The sequence below is a fragment of the Maribacter sp. R77961 genome (assembly GCF_044594925.1).
Taxonomy (GTDB): Bacteria; Bacteroidota; Bacteroidia; order Flavobacteriales; family Flavobacteriaceae; genus Maribacter.
Genome location: NZ_CP138991.1, coordinates 1,962,275 through 1,987,193 on the forward strand (window position 1 = coordinate 1,962,275; position 24,919 = coordinate 1,987,193).

A 24,919-nucleotide genomic window follows, 5' to 3' on the forward strand; every position below is an offset into this window, starting at 1 on the left:
TTTTAAGCTATTATAATTAACATTCCCTGATTTTGACATGTAATCCTTCTAATTCGCACTAGAAGTTTACAAGGAGTTTTTAACAATCTGGCAAGGTACCCTTAAAGGGGTATGAAACCCATTTTTGGGATTTTATTAATATTTTAAAATAAATCATAAATAAGAAAAAGGGTTTAAGTTATTTGTTCCTTGGGCGCTTCTAAGATGATGTTAAACGTAGTGCCTTTATCTTGGGTTATCTTAACTTCGCCATGTAATTGTTCCGTTAAGCCGTAAACCAACTGTAGGCCAAAAGACGATAGGTTATCTACATTAAAATCTGCTGATAAGCCTTTACCGTTGTCTTTAACAATAAGTGAATATCTAGAAGTGTTTTCTAGTTGATGAAAACGTATGCCAATTTTCTTTTCTTTTCCGTGCTTATCTATAAAAGCATATTTGTAGGCGTTGATAATCAATTCATTCAGTATTAAGCCTAGAGGAACGGCAAGCCCTATCGGAATTTGTTTTTCTGTAATATCTAGGTTAAAGTTTATAGTGATGTTATTATTTATGTAACTATTTTTAATCTCGTGTACGAGTTCCTTGATATAGCTTTGAACAGACACTGTAGCAAACTGATTGCCCATATACAAGTTTTGATGTATTAAAGACATCGATTTTATTTTGTTTTGGCTTTCTTTAAGTATTATTTTTAATTTGTCATTTTCACTATTACTAATTTGAACACTTAAAAGACTTGAAATAATTTGTAAATTGTTTTTAACACGATGATGAACTTCGCGCATTAACAATTTATTTTCTTCGTTTTTTTGTTGAATTATTTTCAGGGCTTTTTGCTTTAAACGGTATCTGTTAATTATAACAAATAAGAGTAGTACAATTAGCCCTAAAAACAGTAATAAGCCTATTTTATATGTTTTTTCCTTTTCTGCTTTTAGCTGTTGTATTTTGTTTTGATTTTCTAAGGTTTCAATTTCTTTGTTTTTTTCTGTAGCCTCTTTTAAAAACTTAAAACGCTCAGTTACTTTTGTGTTTTGGGCATTATTGATACTATCATTGAATGCAGTATATATGGTATGGTACTGTAAACTCTTTTCATAGTCGTTTGTGAGTTCATAAATTTCTGATATTTGCTCGTATGCGTATGAAATTAGTTCATTTAAAGGATTTTGTTTTCGTAATTGTACAACACCCTTTTTATACCCTTCTACAGCTCTGTTTAAAATAGTATTCGCTTTAGTTGCGCTTCCTTTTTTTAAATAAATTTCACCTATTAGTCTTAGACAATCGGCTTCCCCAGAAGGGTCTTTAATTATGCGATTGGCTTCGGCTGCTTTTCTAAGGTTATATTCTGAAGTATCGTAGTCTTTTAACTCAAAATACGATAAACCTAAGCCATAATAAATATAACTATCTGCATCGGCTTGTCTTGTGCCTAAATCGACTGCTATAGCGCTATTAAATGTTTCTATTGCCTTATGATGATCATTATCTTTTTGATAAGATTCTGCTAAATTAATCAATGGAGAAAATAATCCTATTTCATCGTTTATCTGCATATATAATGCTATAGACTTGTTATAGTTTGCAATAGATTTGTCTACATCGATATCATAAATGTCATAATAAAAACCTAAGTAGAAATAAAAGAAGGCGCTGTCTTTTATTGCTATATTGGGATTCTCAGCTATCGCAACATTCTCAAACAGTAGCATAGCAACAATTTCTTTATTATAGCGATTATTTGAATAAATTCTAATGAGTTCTAATGCCGTATTAAAAATTATAGGCTCAGGTAATTTATAGTCTTTCGCTGTCTGGTAGGCCTTCTCATAATTCAGGAAAGCCATGTTTAAGTCATTTTCTAAATAACTAATCCTGCCAGAGAGTTTAGCTGCATATACGAAACCCATACCGAAGGAAATTTTTTCAGAAATCGATTTAATTTGGGTTATGTAACTCTTAGCTTTATTGTTTTCTTCTATTTCAATAGCGTGGCGAGCTAGATAATAAAGTGCTTCAACCTTTTCTTCTTGAAAATCAGTATCAGAATCAGAAAGTGTTAGCGCCGTATTCGCGTGGTAGTAAAGACTATCTAATTCTATAGTATAAGATTCCTTGTAATGCCTGCATAATGCCAGTATAGTCTTAACTTTTTCTTTCTTGGTATCAGCATCATTTACCAAGTTGTAAAGACTATCTAATACTGTATCATCATTTTGGGTTTGTGCAAAACCATATGGTAAGTGCAAAACCATTAGAAATAAGCAAAGAAAGGGGCGAAGTTTGGTTAGTGTTTTCATTTTGGTTGTTAAATAAGACTTTATTAAATATAGTTAAACCATGCGTAAGCTCTTTCCAAAATAAAGTTCAAGTCCTAATTAGGGAGTTTAATACTAGTAACAAACCATAAAGTTTAATTTTTTTTGAACACCTTGATTTGATATGATTTAGCCATCAACATGTGCCAACTTTTTTGCTTCAAAATCTTCTTTGACTAATTTCAAGATTATTACCCTCACTATCGATAAACCAAGAGGATAGGCTTCCATCCAAATCAAAGATTTTATTTCCTTTGTCCTCATAAAGGGATATGCCTTTATGCTCCAATTGAGCAACGGCCATTTCAATATTTTCAACTGTAAGACTTAAACTGGTATGTTCCGCCTTGCTTTTCTCATTTCTTAGATAAAGTAAAAAGAAACTGGTGCCGACCAGTACATAGTACATATGTAGGTCTTGACTCAAGGTTTTTAGTGTAAACCCCAAAGTTTCGCCATAGAATTGTTTTGCTCTTTGAACATTGGTCATTGGTATTGCTGCGATAGCTTCTTTTATTTCCATTAGTGTTGTATTAAGTTAACATGATATACATTGAAAATGGTTTATTTCACTTTAGTTAACAGAAAGATTAGTAATCTGATTTGTTTTATGAGCGTGTTGGTCTTCTAGAGTCTTCTTTCTGATGCTTCAATCTTTTCATCAATAATACTAGTGTATCTTCTTCGGATTAGACCGTTGGTATCATATTCACAAATTTCATTACCACTTGCCCTATACCATTGACCTTCATTATTTTGATATTCATACTCAAAGTGTCCCGCTATTACATGATCCGTAAATACGGACAATTTTTTTTTGAGTTTGAAATCAAATTCATTGTTCCATTTTTCGATTAGAAAGTTTTTAACTTCAACTCTAGTTTTTATAATTGTACCTACAATATGCCACTCCGTATTAACGGCATAATTCTTAGATACTTTTAGAGGATCTTTAGTGTTCCAAGCATCTTCAGATAATTGCACTTTCTGTTTTGCTGTTTCTTCGATAAAAGATGGTAATGGAAATTTTTGTTCCATACAACGTTTTCTAGTTAGCGCTATTTACTACTTCGTTACTATTGTAATTCAGTTTTCGTACTCCATCTAATAGACTATAAGTCATTATTAATTTAGACTATTAAATGGAAGACTACTTTTTAATAGACCAAACGCATGCCAAAATCATATTTAATGTTAAATAGTTCATTATCAAATGTTTGCAGATAATTAAAATATAAATACTCCTGCAAAAACACAAGATATCGTATAAGTACAATATCTTGGAATGTTCAATCTTAGTGCCGTAATACAGTCCTTAATCTCTTAATTATTTTCTATAAAAAATCCCTAATAAAAGAGATTGAAATGTACTTTGTACAATAGTAAGATAGGAAGAGGGTAATAGGTATACTTAATATGATTTACAATGAGATTTTCAACCCTATACCAACAAACGAATTCTTGTCTAACACCCTATTTTCGTTTTTACAAATTCATATATTTTTAATGGTAAAAATTTTGTAACTACAGTTACATACTTATTTTCTATCTTAAGGAAGACATCGGGAAAATAGGTTTTTGTCCTACGGAAACTCCGTATACCTTAATTAGTATGAACTAACTGGTATATGGAGTTTTTGATTTAAAAATGGAGCACATCTAATAGGAACATATGGCAACAATAATAGATTTAAAAGAAATGACGCTTTTAGATATTGAAAAAAAGGTATTGAAGGCGTTTACCGTTTACGCTGCTGCCGCCACAGCCTTTTGGAGGCGTCAAAACTTTAATTATGGGAATGTAAATCCGGCCATGAAGAATCATTATGTGGAAATGTAAGAATTAGCAGATTTTACCAAGAATTTAAAGGGTGGTTTATTCACTGGATAATCCATACTAAAGATTTTGATTTTAATCTTGTAGAAATTAGAAATTAATTACTGAAATCCTTTTAATGACCCATGGCATTGGCGTGTGAAACATTACTATTTTCAGAAAGGTTTATGAATACTAAAACCCGCTGTGCATTTTAAACTAAAATTAAAACACCCAACGGGTTAACCAACTAAACAACTAAACTAACTCAAAATGAACTCTATTAATTCTTTTTCATCATCTTTGAATTTTTTAAATCTGTAACTAACTCTTCAGTGGTATACACCTTGCTGGCAATCATTCTGTAATTGGTCTGCGCTGCCTGGTTACCATCCAACCCCGGAAGCTTAGCAGAAGCAGTAGCATCGCCAACAACAGCAACTTCAAATCCGTTTTCCCCGAGTTCTCTCATATGAGATTCTGCACAAAGATTACCGGACATTCCCGCTAGGATGACCTTATCAATTTTTTGCTTTCTAAGTTGTAGGGCTAAATCATTGGATTCTGGACCAAAAACTTTATGCGGACCCGTTACAACTACTCTGTCTTTATCAATATATTTTTTATAACGTGGCAACCAATCTGCACCAGAACCTTCAAAACCTTCAATTTTTAGCTGATCCCCTCTATCGAACATACTAATGTCATGCATTAATTTTTCCAATACACCTTCAAATTTCCAAACATGATCGTGTACATAGTAATAATGGGGCGATACAAAGACAGGCATGTTGTGCTGCTCTGCCAGTTTAAAGATGGTTTCCAAATTTTCAACGGTGTTGTTTTCTTTTACGCTCTCCCCAACAGCGCCCCATGCTACACCTTGCGGACTTAGAAAATCGTTTTGAGGGTCAGTAATTACTATTGCCGTAGTTTCGTCAATAACAAAACCAGGCTCTGGTAATTGTGCAAATACGCTTGTAATTCCCGTAATGCCTACTAAAATTGTTTTACATAAATTTTTCATTGCTCTTTATTTAAATTGTTTATACTAAATTTCTAATTGTTCTGGACTTAAGAATAATGCTCTTTTAAAAGTATACACCCTCCGTGGTCATACGCAGTAAGGTTCGTTGTTCATTTTCCATTAAAATATCGGCTCTGTGTGCAACGGAGTAGTTATCTAAAATAATGATATCACCTTCTTCCCAAGCGTGTTCTATAAGTGATTCCTCATTTGACAATCGCTCATTGATATAATTAAATATCTGGTTACTTTCTTTCATAGGCAACAGCTTTCCACCATCGCAATGGTTACGAATATCCGTAGAAAAGCCAATGTCAAAATATACGGTGCGTCTACCATTAAATGGGTGCTTCCACAATAGCGGATGCACTATGGTATCGCGGTATACGACACCATAATCCCGCCAAAGCAACTTGTCTTTTTTTGGTAAGTTTTTATATAGATTCATTAAAGATGCAAAAGATGTTTTAGTACCAGATAATGGAATTTCAACCATTTGAAAGACACTTAAATACGAAGGACTCTCCTGATAGGAATTATCAGAATGCCAGAACACACCAGAGCCTCTCTTTATCCTTGTATCAATAGCTTGTGTTTTTAATTGGGTAGGTGGTATGGAATAGACTACGGGCAATTCTAGTTTCCCTAATTGATTTGTAAATGCTTTTTGCTCATCTTCCGTCCAGGTGCGTTTGCCTTTTATAACAACTACGCTATGCTTTCGCACTAAAGATTTAAGTTCTTCGTTTTGTGAGGTGCTTACCTTAGTAATGTCATATAGGTTTTCAACTATAATCCCAATATGCGGATTAAGTTTCTTATATACCAGTGGTGCTATTTTAGTTCCTTTTTTATTGAAAAATCCCATTATATTCTTTAATTATACGGCGTAATCATATTTTGCAAAATGCGTGGCAATCGTTTTTCTGGCCCTGCACATTAATACCCAGGCATTGTTTTTTGAAATGTCGAGTTTATCACAAATTTCCTCTGTGTTCATTTGGTCATAAACTCGTAAACGTAGCACCTTGGATTGTGAATCAGGGATATGTTTTAGCGCATCATCAAAAAGGCGTTCTACATTTTCTAGATTAACATTAGAGAGTATACATTCCTCGGGTTGTGAGATGGCAACATCATAATGGTAATTATCCCGGTACTCGTCATGTGATAGTGAGTAGCGTTCTATTTTTCCTTTTTTAGAAGATTTGCGCCTATAATAATCTATAATTTTATGTTTTAAAATTGCTGTAAGCCAAGTTCGTTCAGAACTTCTGTTTTGAAATTTGTCTTTAGATTTCCACGCGGCCAGAAAGGTATCTTGAATAATCTCTTCCACATCAAGACGGTTGTGTATACGTAATTTGGCGTAATTAAAAAGATAAGTTTGATAGTTTTCTATCCACTTATCGGCATTAATGATTGTTTTTGCTGTGCTCATAATTTTTGTACTTGCCAATAACTAAGTCACAACCATGCCAAAACTCAAAGTGCTGTATATCAGAATATTAAAATCATAGTCTTATTTTTAATACACAGTATATTGTAGTTGTAACAATAAAGGAATAAATTTTAGGAAAGAAACTCAGGGCAACTTGCTTGACGGCACTCAGGTTTAAATCTAGACCATTGGGTATGATCTACCAATTTACTATAGACACTTTTTTATACCCGAATTTCTTCGATAAAATGCCAAGGAAACTTGGATAATATATATTTAATTAAAAAAGGATGTTCACCATCGTATCACCAAAATATTCTTAGTTTTTGTAATAAGCCGTATGATATTTTTGGAATTTTTTTGAGCTCACCGATTTATAAACAAAAAGATTAGTCTACAACGAATTAGCTATTTGGGTATTGGTCTTGCATTCAAAACTGACTCATTTTGTTGCATTACAATTTAAAAGGACAAATCTATAATAAAAATTCACATTGAAACTTTTCTAGTGCTAACATCTCCAGTCTAACAGGTGGTGCTCAAACCTACCAACAGTTGGATAATTACAGGATATTGGAGGTTGAAGATAGTTAAAGAAATACGTAATACTCTAAAATTCAATTAATTAAATATAATTCTATCTATGGCACTAGGTTTGCCATTAAGGTTAGTAACGGTTTTAATGTTCTTATTAAGGCCAGGCGAATTACAATTTAGAAAGGACCAAATAATTTACTAGGTAATAGATGTATTTCAAAACCTTTTAAACGCTCGCACCTTTCTGTCAACAAAAAATAAATATAATAGTTATTAACCTTTTAAATTTTAGAAATTATGACAACGTTTAATGTACCGACAAGGGAAGAAGTAAACACTACGAACCAAGGAATTTTTGACCACCTTGAAAAGGCACTAGGGTTTGTTCCCAACCTTTTTGCAACTTATGCATACTCAGAAAATGCTCTTAAGAATTACTTAGATTTTACAAATGCAAAAACATCGCTTAAAGCGAAAGAAAAAGAAGTTGTTAATCTTGCTGTGAGCCAAGTAAATAAATGCGAATACTGCCTGTCTGCACACACAGCAATAGGAAAAATGAACGGTTTTTCAGAAGATCAAATTCTTGAGCTACGTGCCGGTAAAGCCTCTTTCGACAATAAGCTGGATGCGTTGGCAAGATTATCAAAAAACATCACGGAAAATCGTGGTAACACAGATGCAGATATACTAGAAAATTTCTTTAACGCTGGCTGGACTAAAGAAAATCTAATCGATACCATATCCTTGGTAGGTGACAAGACCATATCAAATTATATTAACAACACAACAAGAGTTCCTGTAGATTTTCCTGTTGCGGCACCATTAGATGCGGCGTTAGCATAGTAATGCCCCCCATAGTTAGTTGTATGAAAAGAGGCTTGGTTCCTGCTATGAACGAGCCTCTTTTATTAAGATTTAACCATTCTTTTATTCACGCTTTTACGTAATGAAATTTGTCGAGATTCACTACCAACGATCAAAAGAATAAATTGGAAAATAAACCAATACCAATGAAAACACTACTCGCTATTCTGCTATTATGTTTTTTACGGTATAGTCTTGCACAAGAAGCAATACCAAAACGCTATCAATTTGAAGTAGAGCTAGGAACTGATAATGACTTTTTAGTATTACTTTCCGAATCAGACAGGTATTATACTTATGGCATCAACGCCTCATTTAGATGGCGTAACGAGAAGCCTATATTCTTAGATAAATTGTTTAAAAAAAAGACAGGCTATTTTCAATATCTAGGGCTTAATATAGAAGCCTACACCCCAGATTATGAAAGAGAAAACACAGAGACAGATAGGCCTTATGCTGGGTGGAGCTATGCCGAACTAGGGGTAACTTACGGTTTTTCTTCATCATTTTTAAGATTAGCCGTGGATGTAGGCATATTGGGCCCAGCTTCAAAAGCTGGTGATATACAAAACTGGTTTCACGAAACAATTACTGGAGACCCAACCTTGGATTGGAGCAACCAAATAGAAAATCAGTTTGGTTTTAACCTACGTGGCAGTTATGCACGAACATTTTATGCCCGTAAAAGCTTTAATGTCTATGGTGTTGCAGATGTATCACTCGGTAACATATTCGCTTATGTAAATTCTGGAATTAACCTGCGTTGGGGTATATTTAATCCCCTTGCCGAAACTGCTTCTTTTCAAAACTCAATACTGGCTAGTATGTCTAATAAAGAAATTTTTATGGATGCCGGTATTGCCCTAAAATTCTCTGGTTTCAATGCCACCATACAAGGCGACAAAATAGAAGAATTCAATTTTTTAGACAGCGAATTTATAAATAATCAATTTCTAAATGGCCATATGGGAGGGTACTACGCAAATGATAAATTGACGATAGGTGTCAGGTATATGTATTCTAGTGGTGAAATAACTGATAATCACAGTCAACAATATATAATGCTTACCGGAGCGCTTAGATTCTAAACACTGCACATGAAACTGAAAAAACAAACTACGTTAGTAATAAGCCATACCACATATTTTTATTATATCTAAAAGCGTACTTTGAATTTTACACTAAAATAGCCCTTGTGTTAGAACTAAATACCACGCTGCACGAACATAATAACTAGGTTTTCACCATAGCTGTGAGTAATAGTTTAGTATTAGCGGTTGGATTTAGAATGAAAGTATAAGTTTTAGAAGAGGCCACTTTAGTATTAAAAAAGGTAAACTTTAATCTCTCTCAATGTTTAGTATGATACCCTGCCGCTTCATAAGCTTCACTTCACTCTTTGAGTATCCATATGTATCCTCTGGGTAATTTTCGTTTTTTTCTATTTTATATAGTCTTGAGATTCGGTTAATTTCGTAGTCATTTAAGGATAAGAACAAGCTATCTTCCGTAACTCTTCTTATTTTCATTGTAGAATAGTTGCCATTATTTGCCCTATACTCGTATACGTCGCCTATGACAGGTACATTAAGGTATAGTTGAGTGTTCTCTTTATCCTTTCCACCGGAATAAATAACAAAAGTAATTAAACATGCAAGAACAGCTAGTCCAGCGAATTGCCATAAAGGACCTTTCGCATTTCCTTTAATGTTTTTATACTCCATTTTTAGGTCTTCGGGCATTTGCTTTTGAGAAAGCACCTCCTTACAATGACTACAATAAGAGCTTCCACTCTTGCCTAACGGAAAAACGGGAATCCAAAAGACATGGGCATGTCTTCTATAAATATTTATAAATAACGAGTTATCCGTTTTACAATGTTGACAAACCGTGTTTTTAGTTTTTTTGGTGTCTATATTTGCTGATCCGGTTCCAAAGAAAATCATATTACTTAGGTATTAAAAGGTTAGTAAAATACTAATTTACAGTAACGAAAAAACAAATAGGCTATTGCCTAAAGGCTTACGTAAGGCAAGCTATCGCCCGGTTTAAAAGTCGCGCTATTCACAAAATAAGCATCAACCACTTCCCTAATATTTATTTCTTGAAGTACGCTATTTGCAATTTTATATTCTGGCTGAATAAGCTTTTTGGCGGGAAATGTTTCACAATGTAGCTCTTCTCCAATTTCATTTACGACCTTAAATGTGGCTGTACCGTTTAAAATACTTTTTCCAGATACCGAAAGGGTAGCAATAGCTGTCTTGTTAGGATTTGAAAATGGAATTGCTGCGGTTTTTTGGATTAGGACGTCTGAAGTTAAAGTAGACACTTTAAATTCAGTTTCTGCTAATATTTCTCTATTGTTGTGGCAAGACAATAAACATAATAATAACACTAAAGGAATCATTTTAATTTTCATAATTATTGCTTTCTGAGTACTGTTCAAAGATCCGTGATAGCACGGATGTCTACCACCCTGCAATTATTGAAAAGTTATACCCTGTTTACAGGGTATAATAGTTAAAGTGAGGAACTTCGTTTAATTGAAGTAGTAGTATTAGGTGCAAATCAGTTTTGATTTATTAAAATATATCATCATCCTTATGCTTAAAACAATAGATTTATAAAAAAAAGAACAGTAAAGGTTAGTTGCTTCAACTAAGCACAAAAAAATGCTTACCCACACAGATAAGAATATTGAAACGGATTAAAGGCAAAACCTATAATCTAAGCTTTTAATAGGCCATGAATGTTAACCTCTTGAAGTATCATTATTTGCGATGAGTTATCATACTATTCAACTCACCAATTTATCCATAGCGGCAAATACTTTGGACATACAGTAAATCCATAGAGCATTGGTTTTATGCAGAATGACGATACGAAATACAAAATCTTAAAACACTTTTAAGGCATTATGTGTTATTAAAATTCACTTTTAAAGCCGATAATTCCTTTTCCACAAGGTTCCTAAGAAAGGTTTACTCCTTTCACCATTACTTTGTTCTGACGATGGGAAACATTGTTGCTATGACAAAAGCGGGTAAGCAAAGCCCCCATAAGCTTGCCCGTTTTTTATAAATTTGATACTACAAATGCAAATTAAAAATTTCATTTACGGACTACTCGCCACTGCACTACTGCTATTGTGTATTTGGGGTTATTTAGTATATGAAGAACCAGCACTTAAAAATGTTACAACCGCTGACACCACTAAAAATTTACGAGTAGAAGAGCTTATAAAACTTTTTAAGGATAACGAAAGTGAAGCAAATTTGAACTACGTTGATAAGGTAATAGAAGTAGAGGGGACAATTAAGGATATATCTACTATTAACGACAGATATACTATACTACTGAAAAGCGAATTATTTACAAAGCATTTTATAATGTGTGATATGTCTCCTTCATCATTAAAAGAAATAAATAAATTGGTCATAGGAGATACCATAACACTAAAAGGCATCTGCAAGGGATATCTTTTAGACGTAATAATGTTAAATTGCATACCTATTAATGAAAAATCCAAGAACTAACCTATTATTTCTGTTATTGTTATTACACTTGGGTCTTTTTGGCCAAGGTAATAAGATAATTGCCCGTCAAGGAAAAGTCTCTTTCTTTTCCTACACGGCCGTAGAAAATATTGAAGCTACCAATAACCAAGTGGTAAGTGTTATAGATCGCCAAAGTGGTGAAATAGCAGTACAAATGTTGATGCGTGCTTTTGTCTTTAAGAAAGCGCTTATGGAAGAACATTTCAACGAAAGCTATGTGGAGTCGGACACGTATCCAAAACTCACGTTTACAGGTACTACCGAGGCTCTCAAAAATCAGGAAATAAGTGATGCCCCCATATTTATTAAAGGTATTATGGATTTTCACGGAGTTCAAAAACCAGTAGAGATAAAAACCTTGGTTAAAAACGATGACGACACTTTTGTCATGGAGGGGGGTTTTAACGTTCGTATTGCAGATTTTGCAATTACAGTCCCTCCCTTACTAGTACCCAATATATCAAAAGAAATACAAGTAATGTTCAGGTTTGAATACACACCTTATGAATAACAAACTATCACTGTTAACGACCCTAGCGCTTCTTCTATTCGTTGTATTAGGAACAACAGCGCAAGACCTACTGGATATAATAGAAAGTGAAACGCCCGATATGCCTATGTATACGCAGGCTACCTTTAAGGGAAATAGGGTGGTTTTAACACAGTCCGTAGAAACGAGAAAAAAAGGAACACTGGAATTTCTTCTTGGTACGCGCTATTGGAACATTCCCAATAATGATGCTAGCCAAAGCTTCGGTGCTGACAGGTTTTCCGGATATTTTGGTATGCAGTATGCATTTTCTGATCGATTTACTCTCGGCGCAGGTATCGGTTCCGTAGACGGTAATTTCAATAGTTTTGCAAAATATAGGTTAGTTCGACAAAGGAAGGATAAAAATGTTCCTCTAGGGATTACATTGGTTCAGGGCCTATCATATTTCTCAACAGATTTTGGAACCTTCACATTACCGGAAAATTCTACAGAAAGATTATCGTACATAAGCCAAATTATTATCGCAAGAAAGTTCAATAAAAATCTTTCCTTACAATTTTCACCAAGCTACATAAGAATGGGTACAGATCAACCAGTACCCGGAAAAAATGACTTATTCCTATTAGGGTTTGGAGGTCGGTATAAATTGAGTAACCATGTATCCTTGGCTGGCGAATACGGTTATCTCTTGGGGCGCAATGAAGCTGAAGAAGGATTTAATCTTTTTGGGCTGGGTATAAATTGGGAAGTAGGAGATTTAATTATGCACTTCTCGTTTACCAACAGTAAGAGTTTTGATGATATTGCTATTTATAATTTTAATCCTAATAACTTTCATTTTAGACCGGGTGGCCTACACATAGGGGTAAACGCCACCTATATCCTGCATTTGAACAAAAGAAAATCCAAAAATCTAAAACAAGTTAAAAGATAAGTTTTTGACTCCTTATTATTTACAGGTTCAACCATTGCTTAAATTCGGCCGCCTTGTTCTTCCCAATAATGATGTCTATTTCAGAATTGGGATTCACTACAATTTTTAATTGGTTATTACCGTAACGTATAATTTTCTGTATAGAGGATATGGCAATAATGAATTGTCTGTTAGCCCTATAGAAATAACTATCATTAAGGCCGGAATACAACTCATCTAAGCTTGAATTTGTAGTGGATTTTTTTCCATGAATATCAACTACATAGGTAATGGTGTGCTCTGTATAGATGTAAGCAATCTCATCTGTTGCTATAGAAAGTAATTCATTTCTTAAATATGTTAGAATTCTTATTTTACTTTTTTCCGTTACAGTATCTTCTCTTCCATTGGTTTCTTTAGCCTGCTTTTCTGTTTCTAAATTTTCTTGCTGCTCTGGAATATCTTGATTAACCCTTTTCTGATAATCACTTAAATCACTATTCAGTTTTGCCAAGCTTATTACCTCGGTCTCCAAAGCCTCATTTTTAATTTCTAGTTTTTTCTCATAAAGACTACCAATTAACCTTACGGTAAAAACACTTGTAAGCACAATAACGAAGCCCATAATTCCAAAAATTGTGTAGAATCGGTTTCTTACTGCTTTAATTTGCTTGCTTATTTTGCCCGTATTAGCATAGGCTGCAATAATCCAATCGGAATTTGGTACAGGATTAAGGACTAAAACATCTGTTTGATCTTTAGTAGCGTTTAAAATTAAATCATAGAAATTTTCCGCACTTATTTCTTTATTCATTACAAATCCTGAAGCACCCTCTTGAGGCACCTTTGTGTCTACTAAGGTTATATCTGGATGGCATATTCTTTTGCCAGACCAATCCAATATGCTGATAAAGCTATTATCGTCGTTCGTATTTTGGATACTCTTCTGAACATTCCTCTTAATATCTTCCTTTACTATCCCATGAGAAAATTGATCACCAATTAACGACGCTACCTCCTTTGCCTCTCTCTTACTAGAAACCAGTTGGGTACTTAACATCTGCTCTGCACTAAGTGCAACATAATATTTAGCGGAAATACCCCCAATTATTACAAAGAGAATTGAAATTGCCAAAAAGGTGTATAAATAAAGTCTGTCTTTCCTCATTCTAAACTTTAAAATTTAAAAACTATCATCTAATTACATCGTCTGTTCCTACTGATAGGCAAACGCATTGTTTTTAAAACTTCAAATATAGTTTATTAGGCAATTATAATGCTATGCTTTGCGAAGCCAAGTAAACATTACTATTAAAGGAGTTGTCTTTTATTCCGTTTTAAAGCTCAAATTTCACCTTCACCAACATTTGTAGTTATGCACGCTTCATTTCGCGGTTAATTTGTCCCATCAAAATAAATGAAATTAAAAACTATTATTAAAACAAATTATCATGAAAAAGAATTTTATCAAATTACTTGCATTATCACTTCTGGTAGTCGCCTGCTCAGAAGATGATACCATTCTAGAAGTACCTCCTGTGGAACAAACTCCCGTAGGTGAAGCTTCTGTAGTATTAAACGAAGTAGAATATTTAGGAAATAGAGTTGAGATTTTCAACAATGGAGATGTTACTGTAGATCTTGAAAACTATTTTTTATGCCTTGCGCCAGGTACATATAGACAAATAGGAGCCCTAGAAACTGAGGGTAATGTTCAGTTAGGTGTAGGAGAGTATTTAAGTGTTTCTTACGATATGCCAAATGAAAATGGTGGTTTAGGATTATATATTAACAATTCTGGCTTTGGTGATGCAGCAAACATCGCAGATTTTGTACAATGGGGCGCTGCAGGAGCCGTTAGAGAAAATGTGGCTGTTACAGCGGGCATTTGGACTGCAGGAGAATTTGTTCCAGTAATTGGTAGTGCAGATAATAGCATAGTTTTTGACGGTGAAGGAAACGGAGCATCAAATTGGGCTGAAACAACCACTGTTACAATAGGAGCTGAAAATGTACTAACCGTACCCATGGAGATGAGAGAATCTATTGTTCTTAACGAAGTACAATATGGTAACCTAAATCAAATTGAAATTTACAATAACGGTGATGTTACAGTAGACTTAGATTCGTACTGGATATGTTTAGGTCCAGGAGAATATAACAGAATAGGAACGCTTACACCTGTAAGTGGAAACGTTTCTTTACAGGCAGGTGAGTTTTTAGTAGTTGAACCTTCCTTTACAATGAATGACTCTGAAGGATTAGGGTTGTATTCTATGCAAGCATTTACTAATCCGGATGCTATGATAGACTTTGTACAGTGGGGAGCTGCTGGGGCTGCTCGTGAGAATATTGCAGTACAAGCTGGTATCTGGACTGCTGGTGATTTTGTTCCTGGCGTTGGACAATCAGCAAGTATTGAATATGATGGTGAAGGTGATGCTTCAACAGATTGGGCAGAAGAAGCTATTCCTTCTTTAGGAGAATCAAATGATGCTACTGCCAGAACAACTACATTTACGGTAACACTTACCAATGCTGCTAACTATTACAATGTACACTCATTTGCTGAAAGAACAGACTTTAATGGTGGAAATTCCCAAGGACCAGGCCCTTTAAACGCTGCGGACCTTCAATATCAAATTTCTTTTCAAGCAGTACCAGGGACAAAATTTACTCCGGTAACAATGATGGGAAATAGTAATGACTGGTTCTTATCTCCAGAAGATTTTGCAGGTATTCCACTTTGGGATGAAAATGGAGCGCCTTTAGATGGTGTTGATATTGCCAGTGAATTGATCTTATTTGATTTAGGTACTGAAGCTGATAATATCCCTGAAGCATTCCCTCCTGCAGGAGCTAATGTGGGTGATGCTGATCCAAATACAGCAACAAGAATCGTTGACAGACAAGGTAGAAGAGGTGATACTTATATCACTGCAGTATTAGATTATACTCCTTCGGTTGATGGTCTTTCCGCAGGTACGTTTACTTTTACGATCAGACCGGTTGCCGCAATGCTTCCTAACCCTGCTGAGGGGCCAAGCTCAAATAATGGTTTTGTTGCAACGCCAGGTATTGTTGTATTACATGAATTGCCAAATCCATTGTTCACATTAGGAGAGGTAGATAGAGGTGTTGGATTGGAAGGTATTGCCGAAGATGGTAATCCAGGAGCTTTATTTGATTACTTCACTGAAGAAGGTGGTAGTGGGTTCTTACGTTTAAGTTCTACACGTACTGTATTCTCACCAGGAGTAGCATATGCTTTTAACGGCGAAAGAGATCCATTCGTATTACAAGGTGAAGTTAATAACCCAGATAATGGTCTTGAAGAAATAGCTGAAGATGGCAATAACGCTGTAGCTTTTGATTACTTAACTAATCTTGGTATTCCAGTAGCAGCTAGTGAGCAGACATCACCTGTAGGCCCAGGAGAAAGTTTAACTTTCACATTAACAGTACCAGAAGGACAAGACTTTAAACTAGGTTTCGCAACAATGTTTGTAGATACCAATGATTGGTTTATCGCATACAACAATGCTGGTTTCCCACTATGGGATGAAAACGGTGTACCAGCTTCTGGTTTCGGCGCAAGTGAGAAATCTTATTTATACGATTCAGGAACTGAAGCTGACCAAATTACTGGATTTGGTGCTGATCAAGCTCCAAGACAAGGTACTGCAAATACTGGTACCGAAGATCCCAATAACATTATTAGAAGAGTAGGTCCTAGTGACGGTACTTTCCTTACCGATGTACAATTTGGCAAAGGTGCATATAATAACCCAGCAGGTGTTGTTTATGTTGGAGATCCTAGAGGTGGATATAATGTTGTAAGAGTTGAAATACAAGCTCAATAATCAAAATAATATAGTTAGTGTTTTAGGTTAGGTTGGAGAAAGTCGGAAGTTAATTCTTTCGGCTTTTTCTTTGTTACTACAACTCAATAAATAAACCACGCGGAATACGAAATACTATTATAAAATGATTTATTACTATAATTTTAGAATATTCCATGAAATTTTTCGCCCAAAATAGAAGCATCAGTCCATATACTATCATATTTTAGTTAAATTATTGCCAAATGGAGGAATCTAATTACACTATAGTTAGATACAATTGACAAAGAATTGCGTAATTTGAATTTTATGTTAACTTTGAAAAAAAACATCAGATGGAGTTATTGGATAAAGCTGAGGAATTTATAAAAAGAAAAATGAGCAACATGTCCACTAGTGATAGAGTGGAAGCCTCAAGAGAAGCTAAAGCATTAATATTAAGTATTAACGAGATTTATAAGGAAAATAAGGATTCTAATCTCATGGACGTAATGAAACGTGTTACGGAAAAGAAGAAGAAAATTGAAAAACGTTTAAATGGTGTACCGCTAGTTTAAAACTTAGCATACCATTTTTGCACCTTATTATTTCCTTTTTTGTTTTTACGATGTAAAATTTAATTTACATTTAATCTATAAAATAAGACCTCTTAACCTATAAGGGGTCTTTTCTTTTGACCTAAATATATTACAGCTTATCGACTTAACATCGATTTAGCCACCTATCATCCTTTAAAGGACCCTTTCATCTAGTTTTTTATAGCGGATTATTATTTCGCAAGATCTTTAATTTTCAGCGATTAAAATCCGTTGCTAATAATTATGCCCACAAAAACAATATATCAGAAGATCAATACAGTGGTCCAATTTATCTTTGAGCACTTTCTATCCTTTTTTGTGTTCTTTTGTTTTGCTATGGCATTTATAATTATGTACTTGTATGTCATGTAAACCGATATAAAGTAATACCCCTATTTTGTCATTTCAAAAAGTTTAATGACCTTTCCCGAATGTTAATTTAAATATTCGATGAAATACATGCTTCAACCTTGGCCTTGGTACGTATCTGGACCACTTCTTGCGCTAACCCTTCTTCTTTTAATTTATTTTGGAAAGACTTTTGGCATGTCTTCCAATTTGAGAACATTCTGCACGCTATCCGGAGCTGGAAAATATGCATCCTTTTTTCAGTTCGATTGGAAATCCCAGCGCTGGAACCTTACTGTGGTCCTTGGAGCCATCATTGGAGGTTTTATTGCAACGCAATTTTTATCTAATGGTGCAGCAATTCAATTAAGTCAAGAAACTATTACAGACTTAGCTGAAATGAATTTTACAGCAGCGGGCCAAAAATTGCTACCTAATGAAATATATGGATGGGACGCCGTTTTAACCCTTAAAGGCTTAAGTATATTAATAGTTGCTGGATTCTTGGTCGGCTTTGGCACCAGATACGCTGGCGGGTGTACTTCTGGACACGCAATTACAGGCTTAAGCAACCTACAGCTACCTTCCTTAATAGCTGTAATAGGTTTTTTTATAGGAGGGCTTATCATGACACATTTTATTCTCCCTTTATTATTTTAATATGAAATTTTTAAAATTCCTCTTTGTTGGTATATTCTTCGGTATTGTACTTGTTAAATCTGAAGCCGTTTCTTGGTACCGTATTTTTGAAATGTTCAAATTTCAGTCTTTTCACATGTATGGGATTATAGGTTCCGCAGTAACGTTAGGCATTATCGGGATTTTTCTAATAAAACGGTTAAACCTAAAAAGTACTGAAGGTAATCCAATAACACTCGCTCCAAAAAATAAAAGCGTAGCCCGTTATATTCTCGGTGGTACAATTTTTGGTTTAGGTTGGGCATTGGCAGGGGCTTGCCCAGGACCAATGTACATTTTAATAGGTGTTGGTGTATTCCCAATACTTATTGTCATTGCTGCTGCAATGCTGGGTACATTTGTTTATGGATTAGTTAGGAACAGATTACCACACTAAACACTGGCCAATAAGACTTCATTTTTAAGAATCTTTGGCTTGGTTCTAACTTCATTTATATTTCAATGCTGCATTATTAGGGGAGCAATTAAGAATCTACAATTTAAAAATATATGGCATTGTTTCATTAGCGTTAACAACCACTTTGCATTATGATATCCTATTTATTGTGGCACCTAGTTATTCCATTAGCGAACTACCTAAATGAATACTATCACAAACTCTATTTTGAATATTCGACATTAAATTACGACGAAGACGATACAAGCAAAAGACCAGTACAACGACAAGATCGAAAAGCTAACATAAAAATCGAATTCAAGATTACTTAGTTGCGTCTAAACCTACTTTATTTAAGTATAATACTTCCGCACTATCCTAACACGGTAGAAAGGTAAACCAATTATAACTGCCGTATCCATTTAATCTTATATCCATAGTTCCAATAGCAGCACAGCGGCGTTGATTCTAAGCAGCTTTCCTTTTATAAATAGATATTGCAATAACATAAAAAAAGCCAGTAAATTAATACTGGCCTTTTGTTATGACTAATTAATAAAAAATGCTATTGATACATTCTTATATAATCTATTTCCATGGTAGACTCTGTAAAGGAAGGATCAACAGTGCCGCCGAAATTTCCTCCCATAGCAACGTTTAGGATAAAGAAGAAATCTTTATTGAAAGGTAACGTGCCATCATTGCTTACGGTGTGGTATACGATACCATCTACAGCAAATTTTATTTCTGTTTCCGTCCATTCCATTTCATAAAGGTGAAACTCATCGGAAGCACCTTCTACTAGTGTAGAACCGGTTCTTGCATTACCGCCGAAGTTATTTGGATCATGTGTGGAAGCAAATACAATGTCTTGCTGATTGCCCACATGCTCCATTATGTCCATTTCACCAGCAGCTGGCCAAGGGTTGGTCAAATAATCACCACCTAGCATCCAAATGGCTGGCCAAGTTCCACCTCCGGTAGGTAATTTAGCTCTAGCGGCTACTCTTCCATAAGTAAACTCTTGTAATCCTTCTGTTTTTATTCTAGCAGAAGAAAAACCTGCTCCAGCAGTTCCGGGGTTACCAAAATCAAAGAAGATGACCACCCTATCATAATTAAAAGCTCCGGCAGCACTAAAATCAAAAGTAAGTTCTTCCCATGCTCCTGTCACGGTCGTCGTGGCATCTACTTCTACAAAATTTTCACCGTTTGTGGAATCCTCCAATTTTATCCTTACTACGGCATTAGCTATCGGAGACCATGTTTTTAATCTTAATTGAGGATTTGCCGGTATAGCAATTGCTGTACTAACATCGAAAAAAGATGCCGCAAAAGTTTCAGACCCTTGTGGTTTTGTGGTTTGTGCAACCGTTGCGGATGTATTGACCCCACTAGCATCAGGATTAGCTATTACCGCAGAAAAAGCTCCGCCAAAGTCGGTAAAAGCTGGTGCAGCACCTTCAAAATCTTGAATGACACCTTGGCTTACACCCCCTGCATCAAATAATTGCAAATCATCAAAATAATAGATTCCCTGTCCATTGGAAGCCTCAGCACGTGCAGTGATCTTTAAGTTACCTTCTTCGACAATAACATTTGAGGCATCATCCGTATAGGATTGTAACTCACCATTTCCCCATCCGTTATCACCATTACCTAGGTCATAGGTCCAATTTGCTGGGTCTGGCGCACCATCTGCATCAAATTCATCTGACCATACCAGATTAGAGAAAACAGATACCAAAGGATCACCACCACTAGTATCACCTTCTGGAACGAAAGTGCTATACCAAGCCAAAGGGTCATCACCGTTAAACGGCTGACTTAATCCCCTTACGGTTAATTTATTTTCTGTAAGTTCCGTGATTTGATATTCTCCGGAAATTACCGCCCAATAACTAAGGAAACTATCCCCTACGCTAAGGGTGCGTGTACCATCAACATTATCTGTGACGTTAAACTCACTTTGAAAACTAGCCTGCGCACTTATGTCCCTACATTCATCTACAAATTGTTCTGGACTTGCCTCAGGGAAGAATCGGTTTACTTCTGTCCAATTTACAAAAACTTGGCCGTCCGCTCCTGGGTCAAGGGTATAAGTCAAAGTACCATTATCATCAAAGCTGAATACCAGGACGTCGTCATATAAGCAAGGGTTCAAAGAGTTTGGTGTTGCACTAAAAAATTCAGGAAAATCTCCTGTATTAGGACCAACACCGAAATGTCCTCCAGTTGTACGTGCCCAAACCCATCTTTTAGAACCGTCCCCTGCTAAATTCTGAAGTACTTCCGGATCTATTTGTGGGCTAACTTCAAGGTCTATCGTTATAGTAGAACTTATATTACCACCACCAATACTATATGCGGTAACCGTGATATCGTAGCTAGATTGCCCTGTCATAGTGTACTTGTAAGTAGCTGTCTCGCCTCTACCTACTACAACGTTAGCAGCATCTGGTTCAAAACTTACGATAAAGGTAACCGCATTGTTGGCACTTGGTGTAATTTCTACTACACCTGATCCGTCTGTTGAGACGTTAGTATCAACTACCAAGTTTTCCGGAAATGTACCCTGTAACATAATATCGTCGTCGTTCTTACAAGAAACGACAACCGCAATTATGCTCATCATACTAAAGATAAAAGTTGCAAAATTCTTTTTCATTTGAAATTGATTTTAGTTTTGTTTTTATTTTTACGTTAAGAAGAACCCACTAGGAAGACTCCCTAACATAATACTGCAAAATAAAAAAGTAAATAGAAGAATTCGCAAATACTACCACTACAAAAAACATACAATTCAAAAAAAATGAATTAAAATTGCCATATACGCAATTATACAAGTAAAAGCGTGTCTTTGAAAAGAATACAAAAAGTTAATGGCTTACCTCAAAATAGAATATTGTATGGGTAATGTTGTGGTTATTTTCAATCTTGTTGTAGTGTTTACAACTCCATAATGTATTTGGTAAGACTGCTTTCATGAGATAAATCCAATTTCTTACGCAATCGATAGCGTTTTACCTCAACGCTACGAACAGAAATATTTAGTAAGGGTGCTATTTCCTTAGAGGACAAATTTAATCTTAGGTAAGCGCAAAGTTTTAAATCATTTGGCGAAAGCTCAGGGTGGCTACGTCTTATTTTTTGTAGGAACTCTTTATCCGCATTATTAAATGCTTTTTCAAAAAATTTCCAATCGTCTTCATTCGTTATACTTTTGTCAATAGTTCTAATTACACTCTTAATTTCCGAAGTACTTTCAATCTTGGTGAGCTCTTGTTTTATAGCGTTCAAAAATTCGTTCTTTTTAATCATGCTCATAGTAGCCACCGCCAGTTCCCTATTCTTTGCTTCAATCTCACTTTTCAATTTATCGTTCCTTAGTTGAATCAGTTCTTTTTCGGCCTTTAATTTTTTTCGTTTTGATTTCTTTTTCTCAATATCCAGCATTCGTTTTTGCCTAGTGGAATAGTAAGATTTATATAATCTGTGCACACCAAAAAAGACAACTATAAGCCCGATGAGATAAATAGTTTTTGCTATTCCCGACCAGTACCAAGGCCGCATTATTTCAAAGGCATAGGTAGCTGTATTTTCCGATATGGAATTTCCCACTTTAGCTCTAACCTGAAATTCGTAACTACCGTACTCCAAATTGTTGAAAGAAACTTCTGGTGTCTTATCCCACTGACTCCAATCGTCATATAAGCCTTCTAGACGATACTGATAAAAAACTTCACTATACTTGTCGTATTGAGGTACCGTAAAATAAAAAGAGATTGAATTCCTTTTATAAGGTAAAGGCCGCACTGAAGATAAAGGCATTCTGGTGGATTCATCTATACCGGACCAACTATTTACCTGAATGATCTTTACATTATGACTAGATTTTTTTACTTTGGCCACATCCAACACTACATAGCCATTAGAAATACCTATCAAATATTGTTCATCCTTAATTCTAGTAAGATTTTCAAATCCTAAGACCCCTAGGCTTTTCCGGAAAAAAGAAGGAATTGGTATCGTCTTTACTTTTAATGCAGGGTTAAAGGTGCTAGGTGCGACATAGGTAAGTCCTTTTTTTGTAAAACACCAAAACCTATTAACTTTCTCGTCCGGTATCATAATACTCGTTACACCACCTCGCTCCTTGAACAACATTCTAATAAGAGTAGTATCTGGTTTAAATCGTAGACTATCCTCCGCTTTCCTGAACGTTGCATCTAATGAAGTATAAATAAGCTCATTTTGAAACTTTAAAATGCTAGAACCATGCCCCATTATTGGGTGTGATTCAGAATGAATCACTCTATTGAAAGTGGAATCAATCGTTAGCTCATATAATCCTTTGTATTCGTGGTTCACCAGTATTTTTCCATTATTGAGAATTTCAAAAAATCTACTTGAAATATCATATCCTAAGACTTTATTTCCAAAAACCCAATTTCCGTTTTCCTTTTTCAAGGTGGATAGGCCATCGTAATTTCCCTGAATTATTATCTTCGGTTTTTCATTAAGGACTTTAAGGTCCCATGTTCCCGGTAACTTAGAAATTAAACTTGCTCTATCCTTATTTATAAGAAAAGTTCCTTTATTATGACCACAAAACAATACACTGTCTATTATTTTCAAGTTCCATACTTGGCCATCCGTTCCTGCTATCATTCTAAAGTCATCTTCACTATTCTCAGGTTTTACAAAAAGACCTTGATTTGTTCCTAAATAGAGATTATTATTAAACACTTCTGAGGTATACACCAAACCCAAACGACCAAGATTATCAACAAACTCATTGAAAGGAGAATTTAAATTGACCACGCTTAAACCGTTATCCAGACCTAGCCAAAGATTATCATCCTTATCTTGAAACAAGGCTAAAACAGTATTATTATTGAGACCTTTACGCTGGTTTATTTTTCTTATTAGTTGACCTGTGCTACTAACCTGAAAGATTCCCTTGGAAATTGTACCAAGAACAAAAGAACCATCTTCTAGCCGCGTAGAACAATATACACTCAATCCCTGTAACTCGTTTGTAGTAGGTATGGTCCATATAGAATTCCTACCTTCCTCAAGTTGAAGCATCTTAGCATTATCTAAAACTATAGTTAGGTAATCTTCGGTTTTATAAAGACCAACTACACCTGCGTTTCCTAAAGTAAAAGCATCAATGACCAATTTAGGCTTACCATTCTCTATCCTATATACACCTCTATCTTGATTTTGATAATAAACAGTTCCCTCAACTTTGAAAATATGTGCCTTATTAGATTTAGCCTCTAATATTTTAAATTGTTTGGTTTGAACATTATAACTATAAATTCTGTCCAAAGATTGAAACAAAACCCAGTCTTCCACAGTTACAATATTCCAAAACTCCTCATCTTCAAGCATGGGTTCTTGGAGCTGTTCAGAAATTGAGGTATAATTCAATTTTCCAAGAATATCTCTTTTCCAAAATCCAAATTCAGAATATTGTCCGGTAAATATTATTGAATCCCTAGAACCTATAGAGCGGAAAACCGATGCATTTGGTGATTTGTAAATATTCCATCGAACGCCATCATACTCCAGCAAGTTATGGTTGTTGGCAACATAAATATGATTATCCTTTGCTTGAGTAATACCCCAATTCTGATTCTCTCCGTTATAATCTAGAGGGGTAAAGTTTTGTATAGGAGGAAGCTCTTGTGAAAAAGCACAATGAAAAAATAATACAAAAATTAAAAGGAGTGGAGAACGCAAAATTTAGCTATGAGATGAGTTAAGCTAAATATAAGGAACAATAGGACTTTAATCTAATTTTCAAACCAGTTCTGCACTTAAACCAGCTTGCAATAAGCGAGAACATCGTGGTTCCAAATCATTATATTCACCCGTTTTAACAGTACACTTCCCTTTATAATGAACTATCAAAGAGCATTGCTCTGCCTGTTCTGGAGTATGCTCGCAAACGGACATAAGTGTCTCAATAACATGATCAAAAGTATTCACATCATCGTTGAAGAGAACAATTTCATTCTGCCTTACAGTATCTTCATCTAAAAGTAGCTCTTCGGAAATTTTTTCTTTAGTGCTCATCACAATTAATT

At 35.0% G+C, this 24,919-nt stretch carries 22 protein-coding genes; 10 read left to right on the forward strand and 12 right to left on the reverse strand.

What is annotated here, in order from left to right; genetic code table 11:
* Window positions 1-173: 173 nt before the first annotated feature.
* From SJY09_RS08575 to SJY09_RS08585, 3 genes are all read right to left on the reverse strand, one after another.
* Window positions 174-2,306 (reverse strand): histidine kinase dimerization/phosphoacceptor domain -containing protein, encoded by a 2,133-nt coding sequence (locus SJY09_RS08575; protein ID WP_396638537.1) that lies wholly within the window; start codon window positions 2,304-2,306, stop codon window positions 174-176.
* A gap of 178 nt (window positions 2,307-2,484) precedes the next feature.
* Window positions 2,485-2,847 carry a VOC family protein gene (locus SJY09_RS08580; RefSeq protein ID WP_396638538.1) on the reverse strand — a complete coding sequence of 121 codons (363 nt, stop codon included), beginning with the start codon at window positions 2,845-2,847 and terminating at the stop codon, window positions 2,485-2,487.
* A gap of 104 nt (window positions 2,848-2,951) precedes the next feature.
* Window positions 2,952-3,362, reverse strand: coding sequence for a DUF1348 family protein (locus SJY09_RS08585; protein WP_396638539.1), 411 nt, complete (start codon window positions 3,360-3,362; stop codon window positions 2,952-2,954).
* 634 nt (window positions 3,363-3,996) lie between these two features.
* On the opposite strand from SJY09_RS08585, the gene SJY09_RS08590 reads away from it, so the two are divergent.
* Window positions 3,997-4,164, forward strand: coding sequence for a hypothetical protein (locus SJY09_RS08590; protein WP_396638540.1), 168 nt, complete (start codon window positions 3,997-3,999; stop codon window positions 4,162-4,164).
* A gap of 259 nt (window positions 4,165-4,423) precedes the next feature.
* Here SJY09_RS08590 and SJY09_RS08595 read toward each other — a convergent pair whose 3' ends face one another.
* The 3 genes from SJY09_RS08595 to SJY09_RS08605 all read right to left on the reverse strand — a co-directional run bounded on the left by SJY09_RS08595 (window position 4,424) and on the right by SJY09_RS08605 (window position 6,608).
* The gene (locus SJY09_RS08595; protein ID WP_396638541.1) at window positions 4,424-5,167 is read right to left on the reverse strand and encodes a cysteine hydrolase; all 744 of its coding nucleotides are present in this window, start codon (window positions 5,165-5,167) and stop codon (window positions 4,424-4,426) included.
* A gap of 64 nt (window positions 5,168-5,231) precedes the next feature.
* Window positions 5,232-6,035, reverse strand: coding sequence for a TauD/TfdA dioxygenase family protein (locus tag SJY09_RS08600; RefSeq protein ID WP_396638542.1), 804 nt, complete (start codon window positions 6,033-6,035; stop codon window positions 5,232-5,234).
* A gap of 12 nt (window positions 6,036-6,047) precedes the next feature.
* Window positions 6,048-6,608, reverse strand: coding sequence for a sigma-70 family RNA polymerase sigma factor (locus SJY09_RS08605; protein WP_396638543.1), 561 nt, complete (start codon window positions 6,606-6,608; stop codon window positions 6,048-6,050).
* 834 nt (window positions 6,609-7,442) lie between these two features.
* On the opposite strand from SJY09_RS08605, the gene SJY09_RS08610 reads away from it, so the two are divergent.
* Window positions 7,443-7,991 carry a carboxymuconolactone decarboxylase family protein gene (locus SJY09_RS08610; protein ID WP_396638544.1) on the forward strand — a complete coding sequence of 183 codons (549 nt, stop codon included), beginning with the start codon at window positions 7,443-7,445 and terminating at the stop codon, window positions 7,989-7,991.
* A 167-nt stretch (window positions 7,992-8,158) separates the two neighbouring features.
* Window positions 8,159-9,100, forward strand: a complete 942-nt coding sequence (locus SJY09_RS08615) for a lipid A-modifier LpxR family protein (protein ID WP_396638545.1) — start codon at window positions 8,159-8,161, stop codon at window positions 9,098-9,100.
* 252 nt (window positions 9,101-9,352) lie between these two features.
* On the opposite strand, the gene SJY09_RS08620 is transcribed toward SJY09_RS08615, so the two are convergent.
* Both SJY09_RS08620 and SJY09_RS08625 read right to left on the reverse strand, forming a co-directional pair.
* A complete protein-coding gene (locus tag SJY09_RS08620) occupies window positions 9,353-9,958 on the reverse strand; it encodes a hypothetical protein (protein WP_396638546.1) in 606 nt (201 codons plus the stop codon).
* 68 nt (window positions 9,959-10,026) lie between these two features.
* A complete protein-coding gene (locus SJY09_RS08625; protein ID WP_396638547.1) occupies window positions 10,027-10,434 on the reverse strand; it encodes a hypothetical protein in 408 nt (135 codons plus the stop codon).
* Window positions 10,435-11,110: 676 nt separating this feature from the next.
* Here SJY09_RS08625 and SJY09_RS08630 point away from each other — a divergent pair.
* The 3 genes from SJY09_RS08630 to SJY09_RS08640 are packed head-to-tail and all read left to right on the forward strand — an operon-like array spanning window position 11,111 to window position 12,999.
* Window positions 11,111-11,551 (forward strand): hypothetical protein, encoded by a 441-nt coding sequence (locus SJY09_RS08630; protein WP_396638548.1) that lies wholly within the window; start codon window positions 11,111-11,113, stop codon window positions 11,549-11,551.
* On the forward strand, window positions 11,532-12,083 hold the full coding sequence (locus tag SJY09_RS08635; RefSeq protein ID WP_396638549.1) for a YceI family protein: 552 nt from the start codon (window positions 11,532-11,534) through the stop codon (window positions 12,081-12,083). Before SJY09_RS08630 ends, SJY09_RS08635 begins: the two co-directional genes overlap by 20 nt.
* Window positions 12,076-12,999 (forward strand): DUF5777 family beta-barrel protein, encoded by a 924-nt coding sequence (locus tag SJY09_RS08640; protein WP_396638550.1) that lies wholly within the window; start codon window positions 12,076-12,078, stop codon window positions 12,997-12,999. The genes SJY09_RS08635 and SJY09_RS08640 overlap by 8 nt, the downstream gene beginning before the upstream one ends.
* A gap of 19 nt (window positions 13,000-13,018) precedes the next feature.
* Here the strand turns inward: SJY09_RS08640 and SJY09_RS08645 are convergent, their stop codons facing one another.
* A complete protein-coding gene (locus SJY09_RS08645) occupies window positions 13,019-14,146 on the reverse strand; it encodes a LytR/AlgR family response regulator transcription factor (protein WP_396638551.1) in 1,128 nt (375 codons plus the stop codon).
* A gap of 283 nt (window positions 14,147-14,429) precedes the next feature.
* Between SJY09_RS08645 and SJY09_RS08650 the strand changes: the two genes are divergently transcribed.
* The 4 genes from SJY09_RS08650 (at window position 14,430) to SJY09_RS08665 (ending at window position 18,821) form a co-directional block, all read left to right on the forward strand.
* Window positions 14,430-16,841, forward strand: coding sequence for a spondin domain-containing protein (locus SJY09_RS08650; RefSeq protein WP_396638552.1), 2,412 nt, complete (start codon window positions 14,430-14,432; stop codon window positions 16,839-16,841).
* Window positions 16,842-17,155: 314 nt separating this feature from the next.
* Window positions 17,156-17,377, forward strand: coding sequence for a hypothetical protein (locus SJY09_RS08655; RefSeq protein WP_396638553.1), 222 nt, complete (start codon window positions 17,156-17,158; stop codon window positions 17,375-17,377).
* A gap of 471 nt (window positions 17,378-17,848) precedes the next feature.
* Complete coding sequence (locus SJY09_RS08660; RefSeq protein WP_396638554.1) at window positions 17,849-18,406, forward strand: YeeE/YedE family protein; 558 nt, start codon at window positions 17,849-17,851, stop codon at window positions 18,404-18,406.
* 1 nt (window position 18,407) lies between these two features.
* On the forward strand, window positions 18,408-18,821 hold the full coding sequence (locus SJY09_RS08665) for a DUF6691 family protein (RefSeq protein WP_396638555.1): 414 nt from the start codon (window positions 18,408-18,410) through the stop codon (window positions 18,819-18,821).
* 565 nt (window positions 18,822-19,386) lie between these two features.
* Here the strand turns inward: SJY09_RS08665 and SJY09_RS08670 are convergent.
* The 3 genes from SJY09_RS08670 to SJY09_RS08680 form a co-directional block, all read right to left on the reverse strand.
* Window positions 19,387-21,489 (reverse strand): family 16 glycosylhydrolase, encoded by a 2,103-nt coding sequence (locus SJY09_RS08670; RefSeq protein ID WP_396638556.1) that lies wholly within the window; start codon window positions 21,487-21,489, stop codon window positions 19,387-19,389.
* Window positions 21,490-21,770: 281 nt separating this feature from the next.
* Window positions 21,771-24,572, reverse strand: a complete 2,802-nt coding sequence (locus SJY09_RS08675; RefSeq protein WP_396638557.1) for a triple tyrosine motif-containing protein — start codon at window positions 24,570-24,572, stop codon at window positions 21,771-21,773.
* A gap of 60 nt (window positions 24,573-24,632) precedes the next feature.
* A complete protein-coding gene (locus SJY09_RS08680; RefSeq protein ID WP_396638618.1) occupies window positions 24,633-24,908 on the reverse strand; it encodes an ATP-dependent Clp protease adaptor ClpS in 276 nt (91 codons plus the stop codon).
* Between the last annotated feature and the right edge of the window lie 11 nt (window positions 24,909-24,919).